The sequence below is a fragment of the Kitasatospora sp. HUAS MG31 genome, from assembly GCF_040571325.1.
Taxonomy (GTDB): Bacteria; Actinomycetota; Actinomycetes; order Streptomycetales; family Streptomycetaceae; genus Kitasatospora; species Kitasatospora camelliae.
The window spans coordinates 6,983,806-6,995,729 of the sequence record NZ_CP159872.1 but is presented as its reverse complement, the minus strand read 5'-3'; the positions used below and the strand labels follow the sequence as shown (position 1 = coordinate 6,995,729).

Here is an 11,924-nt window from a genome sequence, read left to right as displayed (position 1 = left end):
GCCCCGCATGCCCACGGGACCGGACCGGTGTCTGACATCCTGCCAACCCCGCGTCTCGCCACGGTGGTCGGCAGGCCGTGACGGTGCGGGTCAGCCGGCCAGCGGCGGCGCCACCAGATGCCGCAGCGTCCGGTTGTGCTGGAGCAGCCACGCCCGGTACGCCGGGTTCACCCGGGCCAGGTCCAGGTAGGCGGAGCACAGGTCGGAGTGCAGGGCGTCCAGGGCGGGTGCGCTGAGGGCGCCGGGGCGCCACGCCAGCAGCAGCCGGACGGCCAGCGGATCGCCGTGCACCGGCCGGACCACCGCCCCCGCGCCCGGGATCGAGGTGGGCTGGCAGGGGCGGACGGCCTCGCCGGCGGCGACCAGCTCGTCGGCCGTGGCGTTGTCCCGGACCTGGACGACGCGAGGGTTGAGCCCCGCCTCGGCGAACGCCCGGCGCATCGCCGCGTACTCGTGGTCGGCGGTGGGGTCGACCATCCAGGTGTCCCCGGCCAGGTCGGCCAGGCTGACCACCGGCCGCCGGGCGGCGGGGTGTCCGGCGGCCAGCGCGACGAACTGCGGCTCCCGGGCGATCACCACCCGGTGCTGGGCGTCGGCGGGGACGCGCAGCGGGAAGCCCTCGCTCTCGTGCACGAAAGCCACGTCGATCTCGTCGGCGGCGACCATCCGGAGCAGGTTGTTGGCCGAGATGTCGATGTGGATGGTGGTGTCGGTGTCCGGCAGGCGGGTGTGGACGCGGCGCAGCCAGGCGGCGACCGCGCGGCTGCCGACGCTGCCGATCCGCAGCCGGCGTCGCTCGGCGCCGGCGGCCTCGCGGCGGGCGGCGGCGACGAGTTCGGCGAGTTCGGCGATGACCGGACGGGCCCGGGAGAGCACGGTGTGGCCGAGCGCCGTGGGGCGGCTCCCGGTCCGTTCGCGGGTGAACAGCTCGCCGCCGATGGCCCGTTCGATCCGGCGGAGCTGGGTGGTCAGGGAGGGCTGGGTCATGCCGAGCTGACGCGCCGCCTTACGCACGCTGCCGCTGTCCGCGATCGCACACAGCACGCGGAGGTGTCTGACGTCGAGCTCCACCCGGGGAGCATAACCGCGCCGACACCTATTCGCCAAGTACATGACAGTTTGTCAACAAGCGTGCACGGTACGGATATTGACCCGGATATTGAGCGGCGCTATCGCCGGTTGGCATCATCCGCCGGCCCGCCGTACTGGCCGAAGCTCGGTGCATCCAGTTCATCCGCGTTCCGGGGCGCCCCCCAAATCCGCCCCGGGACACCCGGACAGGAGTCCCCCATGAACCGCTCCGTGACCGTGCTCTCGGCTGCCCTCGGCGTCGCACTCGCCGCCGGACTCGCCGCCACCCCCGCCTCCGCGGCCTCCCCCGCCCCGGAGTTCGGCTACACCGCCGGCTCGTACTCCGGCTCCGCGGCCGAGCAGGCCGACATCCAGGCCTTCCACCAGGCCGTCATGAAGTCCGCGCTGGCCAAGCAGGCCGCCAACCCCTTCATCCAGACCGTCTACGTCACCTACGACGCCAGCAGCGCCCCCACCTTCCGCACCCAGATCTCCCGCAGCGCCCAGATCTGGAACAGCTCCGTGCGCAACGTCCAACTGCGCTCCGGCAGCAACGCCGACTTCCGCTACTACGAGGGCAACGACTCCCGCGGCTCCTACGCCAGCACCGACGGACACGGCCGCGGCTACATCTTCCTCGACTACCGGCAGAACCAGCAGTACGACTCCACCCGGGTCACCGCCCACGAGACCGGCCACGTGCTCGGCCTGCCCGACCACTACTCCGGCCCGTGCAGCGAGCTGATGTCCGGCGGCGGACCCGGCACCTCCTGCACCAACCCGTACCCGAACACCAACGAGAAGCGGCGCGTCGACCAGCTGTGGGCCAACGGCCTCGCCGCCTTCGACAAGGGCCTCACCAAGACCGCCCGCTGACACCCCACCCCCTCGGGTCGCCCCTCCCCCGGAAGGGCGGCCCGCCCCACGCCGGGGCCCCACCCACGTTGCCGATCACCGACCCGGACCGCGACGCCGCCCATGGTTCTCGCGCAGTTCTCCCCCAGCCTTGGCGGCTGGGAGGTGCCCCCACGCGCCCCTGGTGTTGCCCAGTTGCGCCTCTGGTGGTTGCCCGGGGGCCGGCGGGAGAGACTGGGGAACCGGGGAGGACCGTGGGTGCGTCTTGGGGAGTGCCGGGGCCCGGATCGTCGGGGCGCGGAGGTGAGCCGGGACATGAATGCGTTCGAACGGGTACGCGCGCGGTGGGACACCGCGTCCTCCGGGCAGCGGGCAGCCGCCGTCCTGATCGCCGGCTGCGCGGCGCTGCTGGCCGTGGTCCTGGCGGCGGTCCTCACCGCCGGCGGCCCCGCCCGCTCCCCCGCCGCCCCCTCCCCCACCACCGCGGCGGCCACCCCCGAGTCCCCGCAGGGGACCCCGGGCCCCACCGGGGACACCGGAACCCCCACCCCCGGCGTCTCCCCCCTGACCGGCCTGCCCGGCGAAACGGGCCGGATCCTGGCCGTAAAGGTGGACAACGTCGTCAACGCCCGTCCCCAGACCGGCCTGAACTCCGCGGACGTGGTGTACGCGATCGAGGTGGAGGGCGGCATCTCCCGCTTCCTCGCCGTGTTCGACTCGGGCCACCTGCCCGCCCGGGACACCATCGGACCGGTCCGCAGTGCCCGGGAGACCGACCTCCCCCTGCTCCAGCAGTACGGCAAGGTGGACTTCGTCTACTCCGGAGCGCAGAGCAGGTTCCTGCCGGTGCTGGCGGCCGCGGACGTGTACAACGCCTCGCCGGCGGAGGTGGGCGGCGCCTTCTTCCGGGGCAGTGAGAACGTGGCGCCGTACAACGAGTACGTGGTGCCCTCCGAGGTGCTGGCGGCGCTGCCGGACTCGGCGCCCGCCCGCGACGTGGGCTTCCGCTTCGGCGACGCCCCGGCCGGCGGGGTGCCCACGCAGTCGTTCACGGCCCGGATGCCGGCGGCGACCTTCACCTTCACCTGGTCCCCCGAGGAGGGCCGGTACCTGGTGTCGATGGACGGCCGGCCCGGCGCCACCCGGGACGCCGGACGGCTGGGCGCGCCGACCATCGTGGTGCAGAAGGTGGCCGGGACGACCTCGCCGATGGGGCTCAAGGACTCCGCGGGCCAGCTGGTGCCGTACGCGCCGACGGTGGGTTCGGGCGAGGCGGTGGTCCTCCGGGACGGCATGGCGTACCAGGGCAGCTGGTCCCGGCCGGACCCGGCGGCCGGCACCGAGTTCACCTTCGCGGGCCAGCGGATGCCCTTCCACCCCGGCCAGGTCTGGGTCGTCCTCGAACCCCGGTAGCCGGACCGGCCGACGCAGCCGAGCGCCCCGACCCCGGCCGCGAAGCCCCCGACCCCGGCCGCACGGGTCCCCCATCCGCCCATGTGTCGGTACCGCCGTCCGGGGCGCCGCCGTGCTTACCGTGTCGTTCCACGGGTGGGCGCCGCCCGGCCCGCGCGACGAGGAGAGCGGCTTCGTGGAACGCAAGTGGTGGACCCTCATCGCCGTCTCCGTAGCGACCTTCATGCTGCTGCTCGACATCACGGTCGTGAACGTGGCCCTGCCGTCGATCCGCAAGGACCTCAACGCGAGCTTCAGCGACCTGCAGTGGGTCTTCGACGCGTACACCCTCACCCTGGCGGCGCTGGTGCTGACCGCGGGCTCGCTGGCGGACCGGCTGGGCCGGCGGCGGGCCTTCGCCGCCGGCCTGGTGATCTTCACGGCGGCGTCGCTGTTCTGTGCCCTGGCGCAGAATCCGACCATGCTCAACCTGGCCCGGGCGGTGCAGGGCGTGGGCGGCGCGGTGATGTTCGCGGTGTCGCTGGCCCTGGTGGCGCAGGAGTTCCCGGCCGGACGCGAGCGCGGCACCGCGATGGGCCTGTACGGCGCGACCATCGGTGTGGCGGTTGCGGTCGGGCCGCTGATCGGCGGCACGCTGACCGACTCGCTGGGCTGGGAGTCGATCTTCTACCTGAACATCCCGATCGGCGTCGCGGCGCTGGTGGTCACCTACACCAGGCTCCGCGAGAGCCGGGACCCGAACGCCACCCGGGTGGACTGGGCGGGCGTGGCCGCCTTCAGCTGCTCGCTGTTCCTGCTGGTGCTGGCGCTGGTCCGGGGCAACGCGGAGGGCTGGAGCAGCCCGCTGATCATCGGCCTGTTCGCCGGGGCCGCGGTGCTGATGGCCCTGTTCGTGCTGATCGAGCTGCGGGTGCCGGAGCCGATGCTGCCGCTGGGCCTGTTCCAGCGGGGCGCGTTCACGGGGGTCCAGCTGGCGGCGTTCTCGGTGTCCGGCTCGCTGTTCGCCCTGTTCCTGTACACCACCCTCTACCTGCAGAACTACCTGCGGCTGACGCCGTTCCAGGCCGGTGTGCGGTACCTGCCGATCACCCTGCTGAGCTTCTTCGTGGCCCCGATCGCGGGTCTGCTGCTGTCGCGGGTGCAGGCCCGGTTCCTGCTGGGCGTCGGGCTGGCCGCGGTCGGTACCGGCCTGCTGCTGATGGGCGGCATCGACCCCGACGACGACTGGACCACCCTGCTGCCCGGTTTCCTGGTGGCCGGGGCCGGGGTCGGGCTGATCAACCCGGTGATCGCGGACGTGGCGGTCAGCGTGGTGCCGAAGGAGAAGAGCGGCATGGCCGCCGGCATCAACGACACCTTCCGGCAGGTGGGGATCGCGGTGGGCATCGCGGTCTGGGGCGCGATCCTGGTCGCCCAGGGCGTGAACAAGGTCCGCTCGCTGGCCCCCGGGACCCCGCTGGCGGAGGACGGCCGGCCGCGCGAGCTGGTGGAGTCGGCTTCCTCGGGCGACCTGGAGCAGGCCCTGACCTTCGTCCCGCCCGGGGTCCGCGACCTCGCCTCGACCGCCGCCCGGGAGGGGTTCCTCAGCGGCCTCAACACGGTGATCTTCCTCGGGGCGCTGCTGAGCTTCGCGGGAGCGGCCCTCGCCCTGTGGCTGGTCCGGGAGCACGAGATCGAGCGCGAGGCCGTCCCGCCCACCCCCGAGCCGGCCGCCCGGAGCGGACCGGACGCGGTCTGACGCCCCGGGAGCCGACCACCACCACAGGCACCACACGCACCACACGCACCACCGAACGAGGAGATCAACCGATGGCACCGGTGCTGGTCACGGGCGCGACCGGGCATGTCGGCCCGCTGGTCGTCGCGGAGCTGCTCGGGCGCGGGGTTCCGGTGCGCGCCCTGGTCCGGGACGCGGACCGGGCCGCCCGGACGCTCGGCCCGGAGGTCGCCCTGGCCGTCGGCGCGTTCGAGGACCCGCCGTCCCTGGCCCGGGCCGCGGAGGGCGCCGAGCGGATGTTCCTGCTCTGCCCGAACCACCCCGAGCAGGTCGAGCACGCCTCGGCCGCGATCACGGCGGCGGCCGACGCCGGGGTGGGCCAGATCGTCATGCTGTCCACGATCGGCGCGGAGACCGGCTCCCCCACGGTCTTCTTCGACCAGCACGGCCGGATCGAGGACCGGCTGCGGGCGGCCGAGCTCCCCTGGGTCGTCCTGCGGTCGGCCCACCTGATGGCGAACGTGCTCGGCTCGGCCGCCACCATCCGGGAGTACGGACGCATCCTCCTGCCCGCGGGCGAGGCCCGCATCGCGATGACCGACCCGCGGGACGTGGCCGCGGCGGCCGGTGAGGTCCTCACCTCGCGGGTCCGCGAGGGCCGCACCCACCTGCTCACCGGACCGGAGGCGATCACCTACGGCGAGGTGGCCCGGCGGCTGTCCGAGGCGCTCGGCCGCCCGGTGGAGTACGTACCGGTGGCGGACGGGGCGGCGCTCGCGGGCCTGGCCCAGGCCGGTCTGCCGTCCTGGCTCGCCGAGCAGGTGGTCGCGGTGTTCGGCGCGCTGCGCGCGGGGGCGCACGCCGCGGTCGCCGACGGCGTCCGGGAGCTGACCGGCCGGGAGCCGCGCGGCATCGCGGAGTTCGCCCGCTGGGCCCGGCCCCTGATCGAGGGCTGACCGGCCGCCGTGGGAGACGCCCTGCTGCACGCGCTGTCCATCACCGCCTCGATGACCTGGGAGATCCTCTGGGCGCTGATCCTGGGCTTCGCGCTGTCCGCCGTGGTCCAGGCGGTGGTGCACCGGGCCACCGTGACCTCGCTGCTGGGCGACGACCGTCCGCGCACCCTCACCGTGGCGGCGGGGCTGGGCGTGGCCTCCTCCTCCTGTTCGTACGCGGCCGTGGCGCTGGCCCGCTCGCTGGTCCTCAAGGGCGCGGACTTCACGGCGGCGATGGCCTTCGAGATCGCCTCCACCAACCTGGTGGTGGAACTGGGCATCATCCTGGCCCTGCTGATGGGCTGGCAGTTCACCGCCGCGGAGTTCGTCGGCGGGCCGATGATGATCGTGGTGCTGGCGCTGCTCTTCCGGCGGTTCCTGCGCCCCTCGCTGCTGGCCGAGGCCCGCCGGCAGGCGGCCCGCGGGCGGTCCGGCTCGATGGAGGGCCACACGGCGATGGACATGTCGATCCGGCGGGAGGGGAGCTTCCGCAGCCGGCTGTTCTCCGGCGAGGGGTTCACCGCCACCTCCCACGTGTTCGTGATGGAGTGGGCGGCCATCCTGCGGGACCTGGTGTTCGGCCCTGCTGATCGCCGGAGCGGTGGCCGCCTGGGTACCGGACGCGTTCTGGCAGGCGTTCTTCTTCGAGGAGTACCCGGTGGCCGCCAAGATCTGGGGACCCCTGGTCGGGCCGCTGGTGGCGATCGCCTCGTTCGTCTGCTCGGTCGGCGACGTGCCGCTGGCGGTGGTGCTCTGGAAGGGCGGCATCAGCTTCGGCGGGGTGGTCTCCTTCATCTTCGCCGACCTGCTGATCCTGCCGATCCTCAACATCTACCGGAAGTACTACGGCCGCCCGGACGGCGCTGTTCCAGCTGGTCACCTTCTACACCGCGACGGTCGCGGCCGGGTACGGCGTGGAGCTGCTCTTCGGCGCCCTCGGCCTGATCCCGGACCGGGCCGACGCCACCATCCCGACCGAGGGCGTCTCCTGGGACTACACCACGTACCTCAACCTGGCGTTCCTGCTGCTCGCCACGGCCTTCCTGGTCCGGTTCCTCCGCACCGGCGGGCGGCAGATGCTGCGGATGATGAACGCCTGACGGCACGACCGCACGGGGAACCGCGCGAACCGGAAGGAACGGACCCGTACCCTCCCGCCTCGCGCGGTTCCCCGTGCCCCGAGGTGCACGCATCCGGCGGAGGCCTACGCCGCGAAGTCCCCCGCCCGGTCCCGGGCCCAGGCCGCGAAGCTGCGGGCCGGGCGGCCGGTCAGCTCCTCGACGGTGGGCAGCACGGTGGCCGTCCGCCCCACTGAGGCGGCCGAACCGGCCATCAGGGTGTCCAGGATGAACGGCGGGATGAACCGGCTCATCTGCTCCCGCGCCGCCTCCGGCGTCTGCTCCTCGTACCGCAGCGGCCGCCCGATGGCCGCGCCGATCAGCGCCAACTGCTCGGCGGAGGTGAGCGAGTCGGGGCCGGTCAGCCGGTAGGTCCGGCCCTCGTGGCCGGGCTCGGTGAGCGCGACGACGGCGGCCTCGGCCAGGTCCGCCTCGTGGACGGGCGCGCTGGTCGCCTGGGCGTACGGCGCCCGGACCACGTCGCCGGCCTTGATCTGGGCGGCCCAGGGCAGCACGTTGATGGCCATGTGACCGGACCTCAGGAAGGTCCAGGCGAGTCGGGATCCGCGCAGCGCCCGCTCGATCTCCGCGTGGTAGGCGGCGATCGGGTTGGACTGCTCGGCCTGCTCGTCGTCGATCGAGTCCGAGGAGAGCAGCACCACCCGCTGCACGCCGGCCCGTTCGGCCGCCGCCACGAGGTCGGGCCCGCAGCCGGGGGCGGCGAACAGGAAGACCGCGTCCACGCCGTCCAGGGCGGCCGGCAGGGTCCGGGGCTGGGTCAGGTCGCCCTGGACGACCTCGGTCGCACCCAGGCCGGCGGCCCGCTGGGGGTCGCGGGCCAGCACCCGGGTCTTCTCCCCGCGGGCGGTGAGCAGCTCGACGACGTGGCGGCCGACGTTTCCGGTGGCTCCGGTGACCAGAATCACGGACTTTCCTCCGAGGTAGTCTCGACAATGGTCTGACGGCGAAGTGGTCAATTCCGCTTCGCCTACGAAAGATACGATCCCATCCGATGCGGCAGGATCGTTGCCGCGATTGCCAGATGACGTGGACATGCTGAAAACTTCCGCACGCCTGCTCCGGCTGTTGTCCCTGCTCCAGACCGGTACCGAGCTCAGCGGGCCCGAGCTCGCCGAGCGGTTGCGGGTGAGCCCGAGAACCGTCCGGTACGACATCGACAAACTCCGGGAACTCGGCTACCCGGTGCACGCCACCCCCGGAGTGGCGGGCGGATACCGGCTGGGAACGGGCGGCCGGCTGCCCCCGCTGCTCCTCGACGACGAGGAGGCCGTGGCGGTCGCGGTCAGCCTGCGGACGGCCGCCGGCGGCAGTGTCGCCGGGATCGAGGAGACCTCGGTCCGGGCCCTGGCCAAACTCCACCAGCTGCTCCCCGACCGGCTGCGCCGCCGGATCGGCGCCCTGCACGGCTACACGGTGGCGGTCTCCCCCGCCGGGCCCGGTGCACCGCCGGTGGACGCCGACCTGCTGGCCACCGTCGCCGGCGCCTGCCGGGACCGCCAGCGGCTGCGCTTCGACTACCGCACCCACGACGGGCGGGAGACCCTGCGCGAGGCCGAGCCGTACCGGCTGGTGCACGCCGGCCGCCGCTGGTACCTGGTCGCCTGGGACACCGCCCGGGAGGACTGGCGGACCTTCCGGCTGGACCGCCTGCGGCCACGGGTACCGTTCGGCGCGCGGTTCGTGCCGCGCGGGGAGCCGCCGGCCGACCTGGTGCAGCGCGGGGTGGACACCGTCCGGGCCCGCTGGCGGGCCAGGGTCACCGTGCACGAGCCGGCCGAGGCGATCAGCGCCCGGATACCGGCCTCCGTCGCGGTGGAGCCGCTGGACGAGCGGCGCTGCGTGGTGCACGCCTCGGCCGACAGCCCGTACCGGCTGGCGCTGCACATCCTGGCGCTGGACGCCGAGTTCGAGGTCGACGGGCCGCCGGAGCTGCTGCACAGCCTGCGCACGGTCGGCGCCCGCTGCACCGCGGCCCCGCCGGAGGTACGGCCGGGCGACGGGCCGCGCGGCTGACCCGACCGACCGTCACCCGTCCTCGCGGAACCGCGGCTCGCCCGCGTGCGGAGGTGTCGGCCGGCGGCTCGAACCGGCCCGCCGGGCGGAGGTGGTCAGCACGCCTCCGCCCGTCCGGCGGCCCGGAGCGCGCGGACCTCCAGCAGTTCGCGGGCCCGTTCGGCGTGCTCCTCGTCGGTGCACTCGGCGAGCTGGGCCAGGACGCCGTCGGGCAGTTCGGGGTTGTCCAGCATCGCGGCGCAGCGCCGCCGGCCGACGGCCCAGGCGAGCAGGACCGGCAGCGGGGTGGCGGGGTTCCGGGCGACGGAGTCCAGGTGGTAGGCGTCCCGTTCCCGGTCGGCCCGGCGGACGAACTCGGCCAGCGCCCGCGGCGGGGCGTGCCGGTTGGCGACCGCGGCCCGGAACGCGTCCAGCGGGCTGTCGATCATGGCGGCGACCACCCGGCCGGCCGGTTCCGTGCCGGCGGCGCGCTCGATCGCGGCGCGGGCGGCACGGTCGACCGGGTCCCGTGCGCCGGCGCAGGCGGCGAGCCCGAAGCCGATCAGCAGGTCGGCGGGCCAGTTCGGCTGGTCCATGGCGTTGCCCGGGTGGAAGTACGGCACCAGTTCCAGGGCGTGCAGGCGGCGCAGCGACTCGGGCGGGGTGGCGGGGTGGCCGAGGACGGCGTACCCGAGCCCGTGGACCGCCTCCGGGGCCTCGGCGGGCTGCGGGGCGGCGGAGCCGTACCGCTCGGCCAGGGTGTCGACCAGGCGGGCCAGGGCGGCGGGCGGGGCGAGCCGGTTCCGGCCGAGGGCCGTGAGCACCACCAGCTCGGGGTCGGCGGCGAGGGCGGTGAGCGAGGCCACCGGGGTGTACGCGTTGGCCGCCGCGGCGGCCCGCACCCGGGGCTCGGGGTCGGCGGCGAGCAGGGCGAGCGGGGCGGGGTCGTGGTTGCGCCCCTGGGCGGCGGCCAGCTCGCGGACCACCTGGTCCTCGTCCCGGGCCAGGGCGGGCAGCAGCGGGGCGAGTTCGCGGTGGCCGCGGTGCTCGACGGCGGTGCGGCGGACCTGCGGGTCGGGGTCGGTGAGGTCGGCGGCGTCGCCGTGGCCGAGTGCGGCCAGCACCCGGCGGATCCGCGGGTCCGGGTCGCCGGCCAGGGCGCGCAGTTCCTCCGGCCGGGCCCCGACCCGGCGGGCCATGGTCAGCCGGACCTCCGGGGACTCGTCGGCCAGCAGCGCGGCGGCCACCTTGCGGGGCAGCTCCTCCCGGGCGGCCAGGGCCCGGCGGACGCCCGGCGAGCGGTCGGCGGCCAGCGCCTTCAGGGCGGATTTGGGGGTGTCCCGGTGGACGGCGGCCGTCCACCGCACCGACTCCTCCGGGTGGGCCGCCAGCCGGGCCAGCCGCTCCCGCGGGGTGGCCGGCTGGGCGGCCAGGGCCCGGGCCACCTCGGTCCACGCGGCGCCGCCGGCCTCGGCCCGCCGCGCCAGTTCCTCGGCCAGTTCGGCGGGCAGGCCGATCCGGGCGGCGACGATCCGGGCGAGCTCCGGGGCGGCCGCCAGCTCGCGCAGCCGCGCGGGCCCGGTGTCCCGGTGCCAGGCCTCGTCGACCAGCCGGTCCGTCTCCATCGTGATCGTGCCCCTCCCCGACGGGCGGCCCCGAGGGTGGGGGCGGCCCGTCCACGCCGCCGGGGCGGTCGGCCCCGACGGGAGAAGCCTCGCACGTACCCTCGACGGCCCGTCGCACGGCCCCTCAGCTGCGAGGACACCTCCGGTACGGAGTCCCGCCGCCGCGGGTGGGGCGCCGGCCGCCGGGGGCCGCGGCCGACCGGACCGCGCCCGGCCGCCGACGGTTCCCGCGCCGGTGGTGCACCGCCGTTAGACTCCCCGCGGCGGGCGGCCCGGTCCCCTGTCCGGGGCGCGGCGCCCGCCGTACCGCGCCCGAAGGAGCACCGATGCGTGTCGCGCTCTTCGCCACCTGCGTCAACGACGCGCTCTTCCCCGGCACCGCGGTCGCCACCGTCCGGCTGCTGGAGCGGCTCGGCGTGGAGGTGGACTTCCCGGAGGGTCAGACCTGCTGCGGGCAGCCCCAGTTCACCACCGGCTACCGACATGCCGCCGAGCCGCTGGTGCACCGCACGGCCGCCGCGTTCGAGGGCTACGACCACGTGGTGACCCCGTCCGGCTCCTGCACGGCGATGGTCCGCGACGGCTACCCGCGGATCGCGGCCAGGGCCGCCGCCGAGGGCCGCGGCACCCGGCTGGCCGAGGCGGCGACGTACCTCGGGCCCCGCGTCCACGAGCTGACCGAGTTCCTGGTGGACGTCCTGCGGGTGGAGGACGTGGGCGCGTACTTCCCGCACACCGTCACCTACCACCCCTCCTGTCACGGGCTGCGGCTGCTGCGGCTGGGCGACCGGCCGCTGCGGCTGCTGCGGGCGGTCAAGGGGCTGGAGCTGGTCGAACTGCCGGGCGCCCAGGAGTGCTGCGGCTTCGGCGGCACCTTCGCGGTGAAGAACCCGGCCGTGTCCACGGCGATGGGCGAGGACAAGGTCCGCAACGCGCTCTCCACCGGCGCCGGGGTGCTCTGCGGCTCCGACAACTCCTGCCTGATGCACCTGGGCGGCCTGCTGCACCGCCGGGACGCCCCGCTCCGCCCGCTGCACATCGCCGAGATCCTCGCCTCCACCGAGGCGGACGCGCGATGAGCACCGCCTTCCGGGCAGGCCACGTCTCGTGCGGAAGG

Annotated in this window: 9 protein-coding genes and 1 pseudogene; 7 read left to right on the top strand and 3 right to left on the bottom strand. The window is 74.8% G+C overall.

What is annotated here, in order from left to right; genetic code table 11:
- Positions 1-90: 90 nt before the first annotated feature.
- Complete coding sequence (locus ABWK59_RS31500) at positions 91-1,071, bottom strand: LysR family transcriptional regulator (protein WP_354644063.1); 981 nt, start codon at positions 1,069-1,071, stop codon at positions 91-93.
- A gap of 219 nt (positions 1,072-1,290) precedes the next feature.
- Between ABWK59_RS31500 and snpA the strand changes: the two genes are divergently transcribed.
- The 5 genes and pseudogenes from snpA (at position 1,291) to ABWK59_RS31475 (ending at position 7,151) form a co-directional block, all read left to right on the top strand.
- Positions 1,291-1,947 (top strand): snapalysin, encoded by a 657-nt coding sequence (snpA, locus tag ABWK59_RS31495; protein ID WP_354644062.1) that lies wholly within the window; start codon positions 1,291-1,293, stop codon positions 1,945-1,947.
- Between the two features lie 294 nt (positions 1,948-2,241).
- The gene (locus ABWK59_RS31490; RefSeq protein WP_354644061.1) at positions 2,242-3,339 is read left to right on the top strand and encodes a DUF3048 domain-containing protein; all 1,098 of its coding nucleotides are present in this window, start codon (positions 2,242-2,244) and stop codon (positions 3,337-3,339) included.
- 121 nt (positions 3,340-3,460) lie between these two features.
- On the top strand, positions 3,461-5,077 hold the full coding sequence (locus tag ABWK59_RS31485) for an MFS transporter (protein WP_354644060.1): 1,617 nt from the start codon (positions 3,461-3,463) through the stop codon (positions 5,075-5,077).
- 71 nt (positions 5,078-5,148) lie between these two features.
- A complete protein-coding gene (locus ABWK59_RS31480) occupies positions 5,149-6,012 on the top strand; it encodes an NAD(P)H-binding protein (protein WP_354644059.1) in 864 nt (287 codons plus the stop codon).
- A 51-nt stretch (positions 6,013-6,063) separates the two neighbouring features.
- Positions 6,064-7,151, top strand: a pseudogene (locus tag ABWK59_RS31475) (permease).
- A 104-nt stretch (positions 7,152-7,255) separates the two neighbouring features.
- Here ABWK59_RS31475 and ABWK59_RS31470 read toward each other — a convergent pair.
- A complete protein-coding gene (locus ABWK59_RS31470) occupies positions 7,256-8,095 on the bottom strand; it encodes an NAD(P)H-binding protein (protein ID WP_354644058.1) in 840 nt (279 codons plus the stop codon).
- Positions 8,096-8,222: 127 nt separating this feature from the next.
- On the opposite strand from ABWK59_RS31470, the gene ABWK59_RS31465 reads away from it, so the two are divergent.
- Complete coding sequence (locus ABWK59_RS31465) at positions 8,223-9,203, top strand: helix-turn-helix transcriptional regulator (RefSeq protein WP_354644057.1); 981 nt, start codon at positions 8,223-8,225, stop codon at positions 9,201-9,203.
- A 95-nt stretch (positions 9,204-9,298) separates the two neighbouring features.
- Here the strand turns inward: ABWK59_RS31465 and ABWK59_RS31460 are convergent, their stop codons facing one another.
- Positions 9,299-10,807, bottom strand: coding sequence for a hypothetical protein (locus tag ABWK59_RS31460; RefSeq protein WP_354644056.1), 1,509 nt, complete (start codon positions 10,805-10,807; stop codon positions 9,299-9,301).
- Positions 10,808-11,133: 326 nt separating this feature from the next.
- Here ABWK59_RS31460 and ABWK59_RS31455 point away from each other — a divergent pair, with 326 nt between their 5' ends.
- On the top strand, positions 11,134-11,886 hold the full coding sequence (locus ABWK59_RS31455) for a (Fe-S)-binding protein (RefSeq protein ID WP_354644055.1): 753 nt from the start codon (positions 11,134-11,136) through the stop codon (positions 11,884-11,886).
- Positions 11,887-11,924: the final 38 nt, after the last annotated feature.

Bases quoted from the DNA above. Each gene is read 5' to 3' on its own strand.
- snpA (WP_354644062.1), top strand. From the start codon at position 1,291: ATGAACCGCTCCGTGACCGTGCTCTCGGCTGCCCTCGGCGTCGCACTC.
- ABWK59_RS31490 (WP_354644061.1), top strand. From the start codon at position 2,242: ATGAATGCGTTCGAACGGGTACGCGCGCGGTGGGACACCGCGTCCTCC.
- ABWK59_RS31480 (WP_354644059.1), top strand. From the start codon at position 5,149: ATGGCACCGGTGCTGGTCACGGGCGCGACCGGGCATGTCGGCCCGCTG.
- ABWK59_RS31465 (WP_354644057.1), top strand. From the start codon at position 8,223: ATGCTGAAAACTTCCGCACGCCTGCTCCGGCTGTTGTCCCTGCTCCAG.
- ABWK59_RS31460 (WP_354644056.1), bottom strand. From the start codon at position 10,807: ATGGAGACGGACCGGCTGGTCGACGAGGCCTGGCACCGGGACACCGGG.
- ABWK59_RS31455 (WP_354644055.1), top strand. From the start codon at position 11,134: ATGCGTGTCGCGCTCTTCGCCACCTGCGTCAACGACGCGCTCTTCCCC.